This window comes from Nocardioides acrostichi (genome assembly GCF_015319165.1).
GTDB lineage: Bacteria > Actinomycetota > Actinomycetes > Propionibacteriales > Nocardioidaceae > Nocardioides > Nocardioides acrostichi.
Genome location: NZ_JADIVZ010000016.1, coordinates 42,318 through 59,244 on the forward strand (window position 1 = coordinate 42,318; position 16,927 = coordinate 59,244).

Consider the following 16,927-nt stretch of genomic DNA (forward strand, 5'->3'; position numbering starts at 1 on the left):
CAATGGCTGGGTGAGCAGTACCCCCCAGACGTACACGACGTCCACCGCTGCATCCCAGAGCTGGTTCGCCCGCGCGAGCACCGTGACCCCCGGCGGCGTGAACTCTCCGGTGCGCGCGTTCAACGCCGTCGGCGGGACGCCGCGCTTCATCGCCTCCGCGCAGGGGCCGTGGCTCACGGACGTCGACGGCCGCCGCTACGTCGACCTCATCGGCTCGTGGGGGCCGATGCTGCTGGGCCACGCACACCCCGAGGTGGTCGCGGCCGTGCAGGACGCCGTCGCGCGCGGCACCTCCTACGGCACGCCCACCGAGCCCGAGGTCATGCTGGCCGAGGAGATCGTCGCGCGCACGCCGGTGGAGAAGGTGCGGCTGGTCTCCTCGGGCACCGAGGCCACCATGTCGGCGATCCGGCTCGCCCGCGGCTTCACCGGCCGCGACGTCGTGGTGAAGTTCGCCGGCTGCTACCACGGCCACGTCGACTCCCTGCTCGCCTCGGCGGGGTCGGGTCTGGCGACGCACGCGATACCGGGCACGCCGGGCGTGCCGGGGTCGTCCACCGAACTCACCGTGGTGCTGCCCTACAACGACCGCGAGGCCCTGCGCGCGGTGTTCGCCGAGCGCGGCCACGAGATCGCCTGCGTCATCACCGAGGCGGCCCCGGGCAACATGGGCGTCGTGCCGCCCGAGGCGGGCTTCAACGGCTTCATCGCGCAGCTGTGCCGCACGGTCGGGGCGCTGATGATCAGCGACGAGGTCATGACCGGCTTCCGCGCCTCGCCCCAGGGGTTCTGGGGTCTCGACGGCGCGCTCGAGGGCTGGGCTCCAGACCTGATGACCTTCGGCAAGGTGATGGGCGGGGGCTTCCCAGCCGCGGCGTTCGGCGGTCGCGCCGACGTCATGGCCCATCTCGCGCCCGAGGGCCCGGTCTACCAGGCGGGCACGCTGTCGGGGAACCCCGTGGCCACCACGGCCGGGCTGACGACGCTGCGGCTGGCGACCGAGGAGGTCTACGCCCACGTGCAGCAGGTCGGTGACGTGCTCAAGGTCGGTGCCGCCGAGGCGCTGACGGCGGCGGGCGTGCCGCACACGGTGCAGGCGGCCGGCACGATGTTCTCGGTCTTCCTCTGCGACGGCCCGGTACTCGACTACGAGGGCGCCCAGCGCACCGACACCGCTGCCTACGCCGCCTTCTTCACGAGCATGCTCGAGCAGGGGGTGCACCTGCCGCCCTCGGCGTTCGAGGCATGGTTCTGCTCCGCCGCGCACGACGACGAAGCGGTGCAGGCGGTGCTCGACGCGCTGCCGGCCGCCGCGCGGGCGGCGGCCGGGGCCGGGGGAGCGGTATGAGCGAGCCGACGCCTCAGCCGACGCCGCAGACGACGCCCCGGACGACGCTGGTGCACCTGCTGCGTCACGGCGAGGTGCACAACCCGCGAGGTGTGCTCTACGGGCGCCGCGACGGCTTCCACCTCTCCGGCCTCGGCCAGAAGATGGCCCAGCGGGTCGCCGACACCCTCGGGGAGCGCGACATCACCCACATCGTGGCCTCGCCGCTGGAGCGGGTGCAGGAGACGGCGGCGCCGCTGGCCGCCGCCCGCGGGTTGAGCGTGCAGACCGACGAGCGGGTCATCGAGTCGGCCAACGTCTTCGAGGGCGAGAGGTTCGGCGCCGGCAAGAACGCGCTCAAGCGGCCGTCGTCGTGGCGGCACCTCTGGAACCCGTTCAAGCCCTCGTGGGGCGAGCCCTACACCGAGATCGCGGCTCGGATGACGGCGGCCCTGCACGACGCCCGGGTCGCCGCCGCGGGTCACGAGGCGGTGGTGGTGAGCCACCAGCTGCCGATCTGGGTGACCCGGCTCAGTCTCGAGGGCAAGCGCTTCTTCCACGACCCGCGCAAGCGCCAGTGCACGCTGTGCTCGCTCACCACCGTGGAGTTCGAGGGCGACCGCGTCGTGCGGCTCACCTACTCCGAGCCCGCGGGCGACCTGATCCCCGCCCACGCTCGCGGTGCGGCGTTCTCGGCCGGCGGCGCGCCCGAGGAGGAGCAGCCATGAGACGCGGCGTCCGCACGGGGACGGCGGGCGTGTTCGCCGCCGTGCTGGTCGGCGCCGGGCTGGCCGGGTGCTCGGGCCAGGAGGGCACCGGGCAGGGCGGGTACATCTCCGGGGACGGCTCGACGGTGGAGTTCGCCCGCGACGACCTGCCCGGCCCGGTCGACCTGACCGGGCCCACGGTCGACGGCGGCACCTTCGACTCCGCCGACGCCCGCGGCAAGGTGCTGGTGGTCAACGTCTGGTGGAGCGGCTGCGCTCCCTGCATCCAGGAGATGCCGATGCTCACCGGGCTGCACGCCGCGTACGGCGACGCGGTCGGCTTCGTGGGCATCAACATCAAGGACGACCAGGGCAACGCCCGGATCTTCGAGAAGAACCGCGGCGTCGACTACCCCTCGATCCTCGACCCCGACGCGCTGCTCGCCTTCCCGGGGCGCTCGGCCCCGCGCTACACCCCCACCACCCTCGTGCTCGACCCCGACGGCCGGGTCACCTCCCTCATCAACGGCGAGATCCCCTCCCAACGCACGCTCGAGGCGCTCATCGAGTCCGCCGGAGGCCCGGCGGAGTCCAGCGTCGACGCCGACGACCCGTCGTCTGGCCCCTCCTCCTCGAACTCCGCGTCGGGGGCCGCCGATGGGTGACTGGTTCGCCTCGACGACGGCGTCGGGGTCGCTGCTCCTCGCGGTGCCGGTGGCCGTGCTCGCAGGGCTGGTGTCGTTCTTCTCCCCGTGCGTGCTGCCGCTGCTGCCCGGCTACTTCTCCTACGCCACGGGACTCTCCGGGGCCGACCTGGCCCGCGGTGAGGCGCGCCGCGGCCGGATGCTCGCCGGATCGCTGCTCTTCGTGCTCGGGTTCACGGTCGTCTTCGTGATCCTCGGCGCGCTCGTCGGCAGCGCACGCACGTGGCTGATCGTGAACAAGCACGCCCTCGACATCGGCCTGGGCGTCTTCTCCATCGTGCTCGGTCTCGCCTTCGTCGGGCTCGTGCCGTGGCTCCAGCGCGACGTCCGCTTCCACCGGGTGCCGGCGGTCGGCCTGGCCGCCGCTCCGCTGCTCGGCTTCCTCTTCGGGCTCGGCTGGACGCCGTGCATCGGGCCGACCCTGGGCGTCATCCTGGGTCTGGGCTACGACGAGGGCACGGCCGGTCGCTCCGCCCTCCTGCTCGCCTTCTACTCCCTCGGCCTCGGGGTGCCCTTCGTGCTCGCCGGGCTCGCGTGGCGCAAGGCGCTCGGCGCGTTGGGTTGGGTGCGCCGGCATCAGGCCTGGGTCACCCGCGGCGGCGGCGTGATGCTGGTGCTCGTGGGCGTGGCGTTGCTCACCGGCTGGTGGGACGTGGCGGTCGACTGGCTCCAGGTGCACCTGGCCGCCTACAACGAGGTGAGCGTGTGAGCGAGGCTCCGCAGCGTCCGGGCGTGCGTCGTCCGGGCGAACTCACCGCGCGTGAGCTCGCGCGCTTCGCGTGGCGTCAGCTCACCTCGATGCGCACCGCCTTGGTGCTGCTGCTCCTGCTCGCCCTGGCGGCGGTACCGGGCTCGCTGATCCCGCAGACCAGCGTCGACTCGTTCAACGCCAGCCAGTGGAAGGACCGGCACGAGACGCTGGCGCCCCTCTACGAGAAGCTCGGCCTCTTCGACGTCTACGGCTCCACCTGGTTCGCGGCCGTCTACGTGCTGCTCATGGTCTCGCTCGTCGGCTGCATCGTGCCGCGCTGCTGGCATTACGCGCGCGGCATCGGCGCCCAGCCGCCGGCGGCCCCGGCGCGGCTGACCCGACTGCCCGACCACGAGAGCCTCCACCTCGACCAGGGCGACGCCGCGGTGCTCGAACGGGCCCGGGCCGTGCTGCGTCGTCGGCGCTACCGGTTGCGACGCGACGTGCCGCAAGGTGCCGACTGGGTCGCCGCCGAACGCGGCTACCTGCGCGAGGTCGGCAACCTGGTGTTCCACCTCTCGGTGATCGTGGTGCTGGTCGGCTTCGCGATGGGCAACATGCTCGGCTACAAGGGCGCGGTGATCCTGCGGCAGGGCGAGACGTTCTCCAACAACCTCACCCAGTACGACGACTTCGTGCCCGGCTCGCTGTTCGACGCCTCGAACCTCGACCCGTTCAGCTTCGACATCGAGAAGTTCGACGTGCAGTGGCGCCCGCTCGGGCCGAACGTTCGCGACGCCGGTCAGGCGCGCGGCTACCAGGCGCACATGGTCTACCGCACCTCGCCCGGTGCAGCGGAGCAGACCTACGACCTGCGGGTGAACCACCCGCTCGACCTCGGCAGCAGCGAGGTGTTCCTCGTCGGGCACGGATACGCGCCGATCATCACGGTGCGCGACGCGAACGGCGACAAGGCGTGGACGGGGCCGGTCAACTTCTTGCCCCAAGATGCCAGCTTCTTCTCCTTCGGCGTGGTCAAGGCGATCGATGCGAAGCCGGACCCGATCGGGCTCCAGGGGTTCCTCTACCCCTACTTCGCCAGCATCGGCGGCGACCCGGTCAACCTCGGCGGGCAGGACGCCAACCCGGTGATCTCCATGAATGTGTTCACCGGCGATCTCGGGCTCGAGGACGGGCAGCCGCAGTCGGTCTACGTGCTCGACACGGCCAAGATGACCCAGCTCATGACCAAGGACGCCGACACCGGCAAGCAGAAGCCGCTGCGGCTCGACCTCGCCGTGGGCGACACCGCGAAGCTGCCCAACGGGCTCGGGTCGGTGACCTTCGACGGCATCAAGCCGTGGGTGCGCGTGCAGATCAGCCGCAGCCCCGGCAAGGACATCGCGCTGGGTGGCGTCGTGCTGGCCCTCATCGGGCTGTGCGGCTCGCTGTTCGTGCGCCCCCGGCGGGTGTGGGTGCGAGCGCGCCCGAACCCCGAGGGCGGCACCGACGTCGAGGTGGCGGTACTGGACCGGTCCGGTGGCGGGGACACCTCGTCGGTGCTCGCCTCTATCGTGGAGTCGCTACGGCCCGGTGCCGCGGCGCGTGAGGAGCAGACATGACCCAGACCAGCTGGGAGTCCCTGAGCAACCAGGCCGTGGCGGCCGCGGGAGTCGTGTACTTCCTCGCGCTGCTGGCCTACCTGGCCGAATGGGCGCTGCTGCGGCAGGTGCCCGTCGCCGCCACCCGGCGTGAGGCGATCGCCGTCGGAGGCCGGGCGGCCTCCGACACCGCCACCGAGGCGGACGACGAGACGAACGACGAGACGAACGACGCGAGCGCGGCGTCCGAGGTGTCGTCCGAGGTGTCCGAGCAGCGGATCGCGATGGCCGGGCGGCTCGGGCTGCTGCTCACCGCGCTCGCGTGCGCGGTGCATCTGGTGGCCATGGTCGCGCGCGGCATGGCCGCCGAGCCGCACCGCGTGCCCTGGGGCAACATGTACGAGTTCACGCTCTCGGGCACCTTCGTGGTCACCCTGCTGTTCCTGGCGACGCGGCGCCGGTTCCGCACCTCGTGGATGGGTCCGCTGGTGGTGGGCTTCGTGCTGGTGCTGCTCATGGTCGCCGTGCTGTGGCTCTACCAGCCGGTGGCGCCTCTCATGGAAGCGCTGGACTCCTACTGGCTGGTGATCCACGTGGTCTCGGCCGTCATCGCGACCGGGGCGTTCACGCTCGGCGGCATCACCTCGGTGCTGTACCTGGTGCAGGACCGCGCCGAGCGGCGCGGCATCGAGCACACCCGCGGCTACCTCTCGCGGGTTCCCGACACCGTCACGCTCGATCGCGTGTCGTACCGCATGCACGCCTTCGCGTTCCCGGTGTGGACCTTCGCGGTGCTCATCACAGGCCCGATCTGGGCGCACCAGGCGTGGGCGTCGTACTGGAACTGGGATCCCAAGGAGGTGTGGGCGTTCATCACCTGGGTCGTCTACGCCGCCTACCTGCACGCGCGCGCCACTGCGGGCTGGAAGGGCCGCAACGCCGCCATCTTGGCCCTCGTGGGTGTCGGCACGCTGTGGTTCAACTTCATCGGGATCAACTACTTCTCGACCTCCTCGATGCACTCCTATGCCCGGGCCGACGAGGCCCCGGCCCTGCTGACCGTGGCCACGCCCGGAACCTGAGCCACCTTCTTCACGTTTTCCTCACGATTTCGGCTACGCCTGTGCTGGGACCGGCCGACACTGAATGTGGGGGAGGAAGCAGGAGGCGATGGCTGTGGCGATGCCCGAATCGGTCGGTACGGCGCACCGTGCCGAGACGGTCGGACCCCGCCGGCGCGTGCGCTCGAGCTCGACGTCCGGCCTGCACCCCGACCCCGGCCCGAGCGTCCACGAGCCGCGACCGAGTGGCCCTGCCGCGTGGCGGGCTCTCGGCTGGCACCTGCTGGCCGGGGTCGCCTTCGTCGGTGCCGCGCTGCTCGGTCGCGCGAGCATGCTGCCGGACACCATGCTCGCCCTCACCTGGCCCGCCGGCGGTGTCGCCTGCCTCTGGCTCTACTTCTCCCGAGGCCGTGAGCTTCCGGCCGCTGCGCTGGCGCTGGGAGTCGTCACCTACGGCGTGAACGCTGCCACCGGTGCCTCGGCACCCGTGAGCGCCGCCTTCGTGGCCTCCAACGTGGCCCAGGCCCTCGTCTTCACAGCGACGCTGCGGGTGGGGTCACCGCAGCTGTGGCGCCCCGGGCTCGCGTCGGCCAGCCCCCTCCAGGGACTCGACCGGATGCGCCCGGTTGCCTGGACGACGGTCGCGGCGCTGGCCGGGGCCCTCGCCGGCGCCGCCGTGGGTGCGGCGGGCCTCTACCTCGCCGGCCGGGCCACGGATGGCGAGGGTCTCGTGATCTGGACGGGCCGCAACTTCGCCGGCATCCTGGCCGTCTTCGTGCTCGTCCACCTCATCGTCCGGGCCGTGTGCGTCCCGTCGAGCCAGAAGCACAGCTCGGGCATCGACTGGTCCACGATGGTCGTGCTGACCGTGGCTTGTTACGTGCCGGTCTTCGCGCAGAACCAGCTGCCGATGGCCTTCTTGCCGACCATGTGCACGCTGGTCATCGGGCTCCGCTCGCGGCCGCTCGTCGCGGGCGTCCACGGCGTCCTCGCCGGCAGCATCGCCGTGACGGCCACGATCCTCGGCACCGGCCCGTTCATGTTCGGCTCCAGCCTGGTCGACCGGGTACTGCTCGTGCAGCTCTACGTGGCGATCATCCTGATCAAGGTGGTCTTCTTGGCCGCCGCGGGCGCGGAGCGGCGTGAGGCCACCGCCGGCCTGGCGGCCGCCGAGCAGGTGGCGATCGCGCACGGGGAGCTCATGGAATCGGCGCTGGACTCGATGAGCGACGGGCTCCTGCTGGTCGGAGCCGACGGCACGATCCTGCGGAGCAACCGCGCCGGGCAGGCGATGCTCGAGCTCATCCGCGCCGGCGGCATCCAGCGCGCCGGCAGCACGCCGCTCATGCACCTCGACGGCACGTCCTTCGAGCCGGAGGAGAACCCCATCGTGCGCGCGGTGGCAGGCGAGACCGTCTCGCACCTCGATCTCGCCCTGATCGACCGCGAGGGCAACCGTCGGACCTTCATCGTCAACGGTTCGCCGCTACGGGCCGAGGGCGCGGCCAAGGCCGTCATCACCTTCCGCGACGTGACCGAGGAGCGCGCCCAGGTCGACGAGCTCGCCGCGTTCGCCGGCGTGGTGGCTCACGACCTGCGCGGACCCCTCGGAGCCATGCTCGGCTGGAGTGAGCTCGCCCTCCAGATGGTGGTCGACGACAACGCCGAGGGCGTGCGGGCGAACCCCCAGGTCGTGCGCGCGCTCCAGCGCCTCAACAACGGTGCCACCAAGATGGACCAACTCGTCGAGGGCCTGCTGCTGCACGCCACCAGCCGCGATCGCGAGTTGACCCGGGAGCCGGTCGACCTAAGACGCCTGGTGAACGAGATCGTGGAGGTGCGCGATCTCGGCAGTACCGTCGAGATCGGAGAGGTGCCGGCGGTCAACGCCGACGCCCTGATGATGCATCACCTCTTCGACAACCTCATCGGCAACGCCGTGAAGTTCGTGCCCGAGGGCCAGGCCCCGCACGTGCGCATCGACGGCCACGTGGTCGATCGGTGCGTCGAGCTCACCGTCACCGACAACGGCATCGGCGTCCCGGAGAACATGCGGCGCCAGGTCTTCCACCGCTTCGAGCGAGTTCCCGGCGTCACGCAGAAGGGCACCGGGCTCGGTCTCTCGATCTGCCAGACCATCGTGGAGCGACACGGCGGCCAGATCGGCATCGTGAACCCGCCCGACGGGGCCCGTGGCGCCTGCTTCCGGGTGCGGCTGCCGGCCGCGTGAGCGGTCGCCTCGGGTGGCGGGGAGTGGGTCGCCCTTCGGGTCGTTGGGTCTCGGCACGCTCCGTCGCCTCGGGTGGCGGGGGCTGGGGAGGGTGCGACCTCCGGCCTACTGGGTCTCGGCACGCTCCGTCGCGGCTTCGTTCCTCAGCCGCGGTCGCTGCTCGACCACCGATGACCGCTACCTCGCAGGCTCGGTAGCGCTCGCTCGACCACCGATGACCGCTACCTCGCAGGCTCGGTAGCGCTCACCCCTGATCGGGGTCGTCGCCGTGGAACCGCTTGCGGTCGAGGTCGCGCAGGAAGTCCTCGTCGTCGTCGGGTGCCACCAGCTTGGGCTTGTGGCGTGGGCGCGGAGCCCGGGGAGTCGTGCCGGTGGCGCCGCGGTCGAGGGTGGCGCGCACGGCCAGGTACGTGACCACGGCGATCACGATGACCACGAGCAGGAACTTCAGCACACCACCACTCTAGATCGGCCCTGGGCACCGCGGGGTGGGACGCCGATCCGGCCGCTGGGACGCCGGTGTGACGTCGTCCCAGCGACGAGTTCACCGGACGTCCGGTGAATCCGCCCCGCCCGGTACCCTCGGCGGCGTGAAGGAGTTCGCGATCTACACGGGCCTGCGGCTGCTGCTCTTCGTGGCGGCGGTGGGCGTGGTGCTGGGCGTATGGGCCCTACTGTCCGACTCCGTGAACCTGCTGGTCGCGCTCGTCGCGGCGCTGGTCATCAGCGGGGTCGGCTCCTACTTCTTGCTCAACGGTCCGCGCGAGGCACTCGCGCGCACCATCGACGAGCGGGCCCGGCGCGCGACAGCGAAGTTCGACGAGATGCGCGCCAAGGAGGACGCCGAGTAGAAGATCGCGCCCGCGCGGTCTCCACGCGTCACGCGGATCCTCGTCTTCAGTCGAGGTGGCGCTTGACGCGGGACTCGTCCTGGCCGAGGATCTTCGCCGCGATCACGGCTCGCATCTTCCAGGCGACGACGACCGCGGCGATGACGGCGAGCAGCAGCAGGAACTTCATGTCTCCAGGCTACGCGGGCCCCCGGGAGCAGGAGTCAGATCGCGAGCAGCAGCAGCGGAACCCCGACGAGCACCGACCAGACCAGCTCGGCGCCCCCGGTCGCGCCGAGCACCGGGATGAGAGCCGGTCCCTGGGCGCCGCCGCGCACGGCGCGCACGCCACGTGAGGCGGGGAGCAGGAAGCCGAGGCCGAGCAGCGCCCACCAGCTGGTGAGTGCGGCCGTGGCCAGCACCATGGCGGCGGCCACGACGACGAGCCCGACGTAGAGGCGTCGGGTGGCGGCGTCGCCGAGCAGGACGGCGAGGGTGCGCTTGCCGGCGACGGTGTCGGTCGGGATGTCGCGCAGGTTGTTGGCCACGAGGATCCCGCACGCGAGCGCGCCGATGCCGACCGCGGCGGCCAGGGCGCCCGGCTCCCAGGTCTGGGTCTGGACGTAGGTCGTGCCGATGACGGCGACGAGGCCGAAGAACACGAAGACCATCACCTCGCCGAGCCCCAGGTAGCCGTAGGGCTTGGAGCCGCCGGTGTAGAACCACGCGGCGAGCACGCACAGCATGCCCACGGCGAGCAGCCACCACGCGGTGGCGGCGGCCAGCACGAGACCGGCCACGGCGGCCACGCCGAACGAGGCGAACGCCGCAGCCTTCACAGCGGACGCCGGCGCGGCGCCGCTGCCCACCAGGCGCAAGGGGCCGACGCGGTCGTCGTCGGTACCGCGCACGCCGTCGGAGTAGTCGTTGGCGTAGTTGACGCCGACCTGCAGCGCCAGGCTGACCACGAGCGCGAGCAGTGCCTTCCAGGCCACGGCGTGATCGGCGTCGGCCGCGACCCCGGTGCCGGCGAGCACCGGTGCCACGGCGGCGGGCAGGGTGCGAGGCCGGGCGCCGGCGAGCCACTGTGCGGGAGTTGCCACGAGGGTGCATTCAACCCCAGCCGCCGCCGACGGTGTCGGTGCGGGTCACTACGGTGCTGGGGTGGAGACCGGGCCGGACGACGTGTGCGAGGTCGCCGGCACGCCGCGCGAGGTGGTGGCACTCCTCGACGCCTGGCTGGCCGCGCACGACGACCGCCCGCTGGTGGTGCCGACCTCCGGCTCGACGGGGCGACCCAAGCGGGTGATGCTGTCTCGCTCCGCGGTGCTGGCCTCGGGCGCCGCGACCGCCGCCCGGCTGGGTGCGCAGGGGGCGTGGCTGCTCGCACTGCCGGCGTCGTACGTGGCCGGCGCCCAGGTGGTCTGCCGGTCGCTGGTTGCGGGCCATGCACCGGTGGTGCTCGACGACCACGCCTCGCTCGCCGACGCCGCTCGGGCGCTGCCGTCCGGCGTGCCGCACCTGGTGTCCTTGGTGCCCACGCAGCTGCACCGGCTGCTCGCCGAGGGTGGCGCCGACCTCGATGCGCTGTGCGGCTTCCACACCGTGCTGCTCGGTGGGGGTCCGGTCGACGCGGCGCTGCGGGCCCGGGCCGCGGACGCCGGCGTGCGCACCGTGGCGACCTACGGCATGGCCGAGACCGCCGGCGGGTGCGTCTACGACGGTGTTCCCCTCGACGGGGTGGGCCTGGCCCTGGCTGGCGACGGCCGCATCCGGCTGGGCGGTCCGACGCTGTTCTCCGGCTACACCGACGAGCGCCTCACCGCCGAGGTGCTGGTCGACGGCTGGTTCCACACCTCCGACGCCGGCCGGCTCGACCACGACGGCCGGCTCCAGGTGCTGGGGCGCCTCGACGACATGGTCGTGACCGGCGGCGTGAACGTGCCCGCGTCGGTCGTGGCCACGCGGCTGCGCACGCATCCGCGCATCGACGACGCCGTCGTGTTGGGCGTGCCCGACGAGGAGTGGGGCAACCGGCTGGTGGCGTTCGTGGTGCCCTCCCCGGGAGCCTCGGTGGCGCTGGCCGAGGTGCGGAGGTGGGTGGGCGAGGTGCACCCGCGCTCGTGGGCACCGCGCGAGCTGGTCGTGCTGCCAAAGATCCCGTTGCTGGCCAACGGCAAGACCGACCGGCTGGGCCTGCGGGGGAGGGTGTCGTGACGCTGCACGTGTGGCAGGTGCCGCTGCGCACGCGGTTTCGCGGACTCACCGTGCGTGAGGGTGCGCTGATCCGCGGCACGGACGACGACGGGCGGGCGTGCTGGGGTGAGTGGTCGCCGTTCGTCGAGTACGAGCCCGGCGTCGCCGAGCCGTGGTTGCGGTGCGCGGAGGAGGCCGCCGCGGGGCGCTGGCCGGCTCCGGTGCGCGACGGCGTGCCGGTCAACGTCACGGTGCCGGCGGTCGGTCCGGAGCAGGCGCACGCGATCGTGAGCGCCGGTGGGTGTCGCACGGCCAAGGTCAAGGTGGCCGAGCCCGGGCAGTCGCTGGCCGACGACCAGGCCCGCCTGGAGGCGGTGCGCGACGCGCTCGGTCCGGGCGGCGGCGTCCGGATCGACGCCAACGGCGCGTGGAGTGCCGACGAGGCCGTCGCCCGGCTGCCGGTGCTCGATCGGGCCGCGGGTGGGTTGGAGTACGCCGAGCAGCCGTGCGCGTCGGTGGAGGAGCTGGCCGCCGTGCGGCGTCGAGTCTTCGTGCCGATCGCGGCGGATGAGTCGATCCGGCGGGCTGCCGACCCCTACCGGGTACGCGACCTCGAGGCCGCCGACGTGGCCGTGCTCAAGGTGCAGCCACTCGGCGGGGTCGAGGCGTGCCTGCGCATCGCCGACGACATCGGGCTACCCGTCGTGGTCTCCTCGGCCCTGGAGAGCTCGGTGGGCATCGCGGCAGGTGTCGCGCTGGCCGCGGCCCTGCCGTCGCTGCCGTACGCCTGCGGACTCGCGACGGTGCAGCTGTTCACCGCCGACGTGTGCACCGACCCGCTACTGCCGATCGACGGTGTGCTCCCGGTGCGGCGGCCGGTGGTCGACGAGGCGGCCCTGGCCGGATGGGCGGCGCCGCCCGGCCGCGCAGCGTGGTGGGCCGACCGGCTGGCTGCGGTGCGGGCGCTGGGGCAGGATCACCGGTCGTGACTCTCAGTTCGAGCGAGCACGCTCGCGCAGTGGTGCGAGCGCTGGTCGATGCCGGGGTGCGCGAGGTCGTGGTCTCGCCGGGCTCCCGCAACGCACCGCTGTCGTTCGCCGTGTTCGATGCAGCGGCGGCAGGCGTGCTGCGGCTACACACCCGCATCGACGAGCGGTCGGGTGCGTTCCTGGCGCTGGGCCTGGCCAAGACCGGGCCACGCGCAGCCGTGCTGTGCACGTCGGGCACCGCCGTCGCGAATCTGCACCCCGCCCTGCTCGAGGCTGCCCACGCCGGGGTGCCGCTCGTGGCCGTCACCGCCGACCGGCCGCCGCGGCTGCGCGGCACGGGCGCCAACCAGACCACCGACCAGGTGGGCGTGTTCGGTCCGCTCGTGCGCACCGTCGAGGCGGAGGCCTCCGCGCCGTGGGTCGTGCCCGAGGGGGTCGTACACCTCAACGTGCCGCTCGACGACCCGCTCGTGCCGGTCGACGCTGCCGGTCGCGGTTCGTGGGGGGAGCCGAGGCCGGACGCCGGGCGGCCGCGCCGCGAGCGGCCGGTGATGCCGCTGCTCGACCCGGGGCCGCGCACGGTCGTGGTGGCCGGCGACGACGCAGGGCCACCGGCTCGGCTGCTCGCGCAGGCCGGCGGTTGGCCGTTGCTCGCCGAGCCGACCAGCGGGTCGCGCACCGGAACCCACCCGATCCGCACCTACCGGGTGCTGCTCGGCGACGACGCGCCGGACTCGCTGACCGCGCAGATCGAGCGGGTCGTGGTCTTCGGCCACCCCACCCTCTCGCGCCCGGTGATGCGCCTGCTCGCGCGCCCAGACGTGGAGGTGCTCGCCGGGCCCGCACCGGGGGTGTGGAACGCGCGGCCGTTCCGCGTCGACGCCGAGCTGGCGGGCTGGGATCCGGACCCGTTGCAGGCGCCGGGCGCTGCCGGCTGGCTGGAGGCCTGGCGCGCTGCCGACGCCTCGGTGTCGCGGCGGCTCGACGCGCTGCTGGCGGCAGAACCACGACTCACACCGCACGAGGTCGCCGGGGCGGTGAGTGGCGCCGTCCGGGGAGGGGGGTTGCTGTTCGTGGGCGCGTCGAACCCGGTGCGCGACCTCGACCTGATGGCCGGCATGCCCGGCGCCCGCTACGCGGTCGGCGACCGGCGCAAGGTGATCGCGAACCGGGGCCTCGCGGGCATCGACGGCACGATCTCGACTGCGATCGGTGCGGCGTTGGGCCGCCCGAGCTCGTCGCACGCGATCGCGCTGATGGGCGACGTGACCTTCCTGCACGACTCCGGCGGGTTGGTGCGCGGGCCCGACGAGCCCGAGCCGGACCTCGTCATCGTGGTGGTCAACGACGATGGCGGCTCCATCTTCGCCACCCTCGAGCAGGGTGCCCCCGAGCACATCGACCGCTTCGAGCGGCTCTTCGGCACGCCGCACGGAGTCGACTTGGGTGCGCTGTGCGCGGCCACTCGCACCCCGCACGTGCGCGTCGACTCGCTGCCCGAGCTGGAGCAGGCCCTCGCCAGCCCCAACGGCGGGATCGAGGTCGTCGAGGCGAGGGTCGACCGGTCCGGACGCCGCGACCTCGACACCCGCATCCGCGCCCTCCGCCCGTGACCTGCCCCCCAAGTTTTCGGGTGACCTGCCACCAGTTTTCGGGTGACCCGTCGCTAGTTTTCAGGTGACCTGCCACCAGTTTTCGGGTGACCCGTCGCTAGTTTTCACCTCAGCGTTTGGGTGAGGGGCCGCGCGGGGGAGGGTGGCTGGCATGAGCGAGCTGTCCGCGGCGAGTGAGCGCCGGACGCCGGAGGGTGTGGTGCCCTACGTGGAGTACTATACCGGCCCGTGCCGCACGCTGACCCTCGATATCGACCTGGGCCAGATCTCGATGCTCGTCTCCCGCAACGCCGCGCAGCGCACCAACGCCCCCACCGTCAGCATCGACGGACGCAACTACCCGGTGTACTGGGGTCGGGTGTACTTCGAGATCCCGGCCACGCGGGCGGTGCACGTCGCGGTGAGTGTCGGCGACAGCCACCAGGTGGCGTCCGTGCTGCTGCCGGCGGGCGGTGACACGGCGCTCTCCTATCGCGCCGGCGCTACCGGGGCCTCGCTCGTCACATCGCTGTGACCCGCTACGCCGCGCTGGTGCGCAACGTGATGCTGGGGCGTCAGGGCATCGACCGTGACGGGCTCCTCCGCACCGCTGCGGACGCCGGGGCTCGCGACGTCCGCTCGCACCTGGCCACCGGCAACCTGACCGTCACCTTCGACGGCCCACCCGACGACCTGGCCGCGCTCCTCGAGCGCGGGGTCGAGGCGATGCTGGGCCGACCCGAACCGGTGATGGTGCGCACCAGAGAGCAGCTGGCCGAACTGCTGGCCACCGACCCGTATGCCGGCCTGGATCCGCAGGAGTGGGAGATGGAGGTGTCGTTCCTGCGGCACGACGCCCCGTGTCTCGACCCCGCGCGGGTGCCGGAGAGCCACCGCACGCGCGTGCTGCTGGTGCGTGAACGCGAGCTGGTCACGGCACGACCGCCGGAGGGCACCGGGCGACCCCACGTGAACCGGTTGCTGGAACGGGCGACCCGACTGCCGGCGTCCGCGCGGGGTTGGCGCACCCTGCACCGCTTGGCGAGCGCTCTGGACTGCTGACCCGGCTCCGCACCTGGGAGGATGGCCCCGTGGAGATCGCGCTGGCCCTGGTCGTGCTCGCAGTCGTGGTGCTCACGGTCACCGGGTTGGCGGAGCGATTCGACCTGCCGGCGCCGTTGGTGCTCGTCGTGGTGGGCGTCGTGGGGTCGTATCTGCCCTTCGTTCCCCGGGTCGAGCTCGAGCCCGAGGTCGTGCTGCTGGGTCTGCTGCCGCCGTTGCTGTACTCGGCCTCGCTGTCGACGTCGCTGGTCGACTTCAACGCCAACCGGCGCCCGATCCTGCTGCTCAGCGTGGGCCTGGTCGCCGCCACGACGCTGGTGGTGGGCGTGGTCGTGCACGCGGTGCTGCCGAGCGCGGGCTGGGCGGCGGCCTTCGCGCTGGGGGCGGTCGTCGCACCGCCCGACGCGGTGGCCGCCACCGCGATCGCCAAGCGCATCGGTCTGCCGCGCCGCATCGTGACGATCCTCGAGGGGGAGTCGCTGCTCAACGACGCGGCCGCGCTGGTCGCCCTGCGCACCGCCGTCGCCGCGGGTGCGGTGGGCATCAGCGCGGTCGAGGTCGGTCGCGACTTCGTCGTGGCCGCGGGGGGCGGCCTGCTCGTGGGCCTGGTGTTCTTCGTCGTGGTCGCCAAGGTGCGCCGGGTGGTGCACGACTCGCTGCTCGACACCGGACTCTCGCTCGTCCTGCCGTTCGCCGCCTACGTCGCCGCGGAGGAGATCGAGGCTTCCGGTGTGCTCGCCGTCGTCGTCACCGGCCTACTCCTCGGGCACCAGGCGCCCGTGCTGCAGACCGCCGAGTCGCGCATATCCGAGCGGATGAACTGGCGCACGCTGTCGTTCGTGCTCGAGCACGCCGTGTTCTTGCTCATCGGTCTCCAGGCCCGCCACCTGATGGTCGCGGTGTCGTCGTCACAGCTGTCGCCGGGCCGCATCCTCGGCGTGTGCGCGGCCACGCTCGGCACCGTGGTCGTCGTCCGGCTGATCTGGGTGTTCTGCTCGCGCTACCTGCTCGTCCGGCCCGGTCCGGATCCCGACAGCGGGGTGCGGCCGCCGTGGAGCTACACCTTCGTGGTCGGCTGGGCCGGCATGCGCGGCGTCGTCACGCTGGCCGCGGCGTTCGTGCTCCCTCCCGAGACGCCGCACCGCGACGTCCTGCTGCTCGCGGCCTTCGCCGTGGTCGCGGTCACGCTGCTCGTGCAGGGACTCTCCCTCCCGTGGGTCGCGCGCCGGCTGCGCGTGCCCTCGCCCGACCCCATGGACGACGCCCTCGCCCGCGCCACCCTGCTCCAGCAGGCCTCGAAGGCGGGGGAGCGCGCGCTCGACGAGCTCGAGTACGACGACCGTCACGGCGTGGTCGACCTGATCCGCCAGCGTGTCGACCAGCGCAACTTCGCCGCGTGGGAGCGCCTCGGCACCACGGCCGACACCGAGAGCCCCAGCGAGCTCTACGCCCGCGCCCGCGAGGCGATGATCGAGGCCGAGCGCGCGCGGGTGCTCGAGATCCGCTCGACGGGGCAGGTGCCCTCCGACGTGGTCAGCGAGGTACTGGCGATGCTCGATGTCGAGGAGTCGATGATCGACCGCTCCTCGCAGGCCCGCTCCGACATCGCCCGCGCCGCGGCACGTCGTCCGCCAGCGGGCAGTTGTCGTGAGCTCGACGAGCACCCGTTGACCGACGGTCCCGAGCAGCCGGTCTGCCAGGGCTGCATCGACGAGGGCCTCACCCCGGTCGCGCTGCGGATGTGCCTGACCTGCGGCGAGGTCGGCTGTTGCGACTCCTCGGTCGGGCGCCACGCCGCCGCCCACTTCCGTGAGACCCAGCACCCCGTCATCCGCTCGGTGGAGCCCAGCGAGGACTGGCGCTGGTGCTACGTGCACCACCTCACCGCCTGACCACGAGGGGTCGCGTAGTGACCCGCGAGGGGTCGCAGATTGTTG

At 72.6% G+C, this 16,927-nt stretch carries 17 protein-coding genes; 14 read left to right on the forward strand and 3 right to left on the reverse strand.

Features of this window, described 5'->3' with window-relative positions:
* The first annotated feature begins 10 nt into the window (after nt 1-10).
* The 7 genes from hemL to ISG29_RS19560 all read left to right on the forward strand — a co-directional run bounded on the left by hemL (nt 11) and on the right by ISG29_RS19560 (nt 8,321).
* On the forward strand, nt 11-1,348 hold the full coding sequence (gene hemL / locus ISG29_RS19530; RefSeq protein WP_194505131.1) for a glutamate-1-semialdehyde 2,1-aminomutase: 1,338 nt from the start codon (nt 11-13) through the stop codon (nt 1,346-1,348).
* Complete coding sequence (locus ISG29_RS19535; protein ID WP_194505132.1) at nt 1,345-2,055, forward strand: histidine phosphatase family protein; 711 nt, start codon at nt 1,345-1,347, stop codon at nt 2,053-2,055. Before hemL ends, ISG29_RS19535 begins: the two co-directional genes overlap by 4 nt.
* Entirely contained in the window at nt 2,052-2,699 is a 648-nt protein-coding gene (locus ISG29_RS19540) for a TlpA family protein disulfide reductase (protein WP_194505133.1), read from the forward strand. Before ISG29_RS19535 ends, ISG29_RS19540 begins: the two co-directional genes overlap by 4 nt.
* The gene (locus ISG29_RS19545) at nt 2,692-3,447 is read left to right on the forward strand and encodes a cytochrome c biogenesis CcdA family protein (RefSeq protein WP_194505134.1); all 756 of its coding nucleotides are present in this window, start codon (nt 2,692-2,694) and stop codon (nt 3,445-3,447) included. Before ISG29_RS19540 ends, ISG29_RS19545 begins: the two co-directional genes overlap by 8 nt.
* Nucleotides 3,444-5,051 (forward strand): cytochrome c biogenesis protein ResB, encoded by a 1,608-nt coding sequence (gene resB, locus ISG29_RS19550; protein WP_328829926.1) that lies wholly within the window; start codon nt 3,444-3,446, stop codon nt 5,049-5,051. Before ISG29_RS19545 ends, resB begins: the two co-directional genes overlap by 4 nt.
* The gene (gene ccsB, locus ISG29_RS19555; protein ID WP_194505135.1) at nt 5,048-6,112 is read left to right on the forward strand and encodes a c-type cytochrome biogenesis protein CcsB; all 1,065 of its coding nucleotides are present in this window, start codon (nt 5,048-5,050) and stop codon (nt 6,110-6,112) included. The genes resB and ccsB overlap by 4 nt, the downstream gene beginning before the upstream one ends.
* Before the next feature lie 100 nt (nt 6,113-6,212).
* Nucleotides 6,213-8,321 carry an ATP-binding protein gene (locus ISG29_RS19560; protein ID WP_235960441.1) on the forward strand — a complete coding sequence of 703 codons (2,109 nt, stop codon included), beginning with the start codon at nt 6,213-6,215 and terminating at the stop codon, nt 8,319-8,321.
* A gap of 244 nt (nt 8,322-8,565) precedes the next feature.
* Here the strand turns inward: ISG29_RS19560 and ISG29_RS19565 are convergent, their stop codons facing one another.
* The gene (locus tag ISG29_RS19565; RefSeq protein WP_194505137.1) at nt 8,566-8,775 is read right to left on the reverse strand and encodes a hypothetical protein; all 210 of its coding nucleotides are present in this window, start codon (nt 8,773-8,775) and stop codon (nt 8,566-8,568) included.
* A gap of 136 nt (nt 8,776-8,911) precedes the next feature.
* Between ISG29_RS19565 and ISG29_RS19570 the strand changes: the two genes are divergently transcribed.
* Entirely contained in the window at nt 8,912-9,172 is a 261-nt protein-coding gene (locus tag ISG29_RS19570) for a DUF4229 domain-containing protein (RefSeq protein WP_194505138.1), read from the forward strand.
* A gap of 46 nt (nt 9,173-9,218) precedes the next feature.
* On the opposite strand, the gene ISG29_RS21425 is transcribed toward ISG29_RS19570, so the two are convergent.
* Nucleotides 9,219-9,341 carry a hypothetical protein gene (locus ISG29_RS21425; protein ID WP_268927798.1) on the reverse strand — a complete coding sequence of 41 codons (123 nt, stop codon included), beginning with the start codon at nt 9,339-9,341 and terminating at the stop codon, nt 9,219-9,221.
* Between the two features lie 34 nt (nt 9,342-9,375).
* Nucleotides 9,376-10,254, reverse strand: a complete 879-nt coding sequence (locus ISG29_RS19575) for a 1,4-dihydroxy-2-naphthoate polyprenyltransferase (RefSeq protein ID WP_194505139.1) — start codon at nt 10,252-10,254, stop codon at nt 9,376-9,378.
* 61 nt (nt 10,255-10,315) lie between these two features.
* Here ISG29_RS19575 and ISG29_RS19580 point away from each other — a divergent pair, with 61 nt between their 5' ends.
* From ISG29_RS19580 to ISG29_RS19605, 6 genes are all read left to right on the forward strand, one after another.
* Entirely contained in the window at nt 10,316-11,368 is a 1,053-nt protein-coding gene (locus tag ISG29_RS19580; protein WP_194505140.1) for an AMP-binding protein, read from the forward strand.
* 2 nt (nt 11,369-11,370) lie between these two features.
* Nucleotides 11,371-12,336, forward strand: a complete 966-nt coding sequence (locus tag ISG29_RS19585; protein WP_207793385.1) for an o-succinylbenzoate synthase — start codon at nt 11,371-11,373, stop codon at nt 12,334-12,336.
* Entirely contained in the window at nt 12,333-13,949 is a 1,617-nt protein-coding gene (menD, locus tag ISG29_RS19590; protein WP_328829931.1) for a 2-succinyl-5-enolpyruvyl-6-hydroxy-3-cyclohexene-1-carboxylic-acid synthase, read from the forward strand. The genes ISG29_RS19585 and menD overlap by 4 nt, the downstream gene beginning before the upstream one ends.
* A gap of 151 nt (nt 13,950-14,100) precedes the next feature.
* Nucleotides 14,101-14,463, forward strand: a complete 363-nt coding sequence (locus ISG29_RS19595; RefSeq protein WP_194505143.1) for a hypothetical protein — start codon at nt 14,101-14,103, stop codon at nt 14,461-14,463.
* On the forward strand, nt 14,460-14,990 hold the full coding sequence (locus ISG29_RS19600; RefSeq protein WP_194505144.1) for a DUF1697 domain-containing protein: 531 nt from the start codon (nt 14,460-14,462) through the stop codon (nt 14,988-14,990). Before ISG29_RS19595 ends, ISG29_RS19600 begins: the two co-directional genes overlap by 4 nt.
* Before the next feature lie 29 nt (nt 14,991-15,019).
* Nucleotides 15,020-16,882 carry a Na+/H+ antiporter gene (locus ISG29_RS19605; RefSeq protein WP_194505145.1) on the forward strand — a complete coding sequence of 621 codons (1,863 nt, stop codon included), beginning with the start codon at nt 15,020-15,022 and terminating at the stop codon, nt 16,880-16,882.
* Nucleotides 16,883-16,927: the final 45 nt, after the last annotated feature.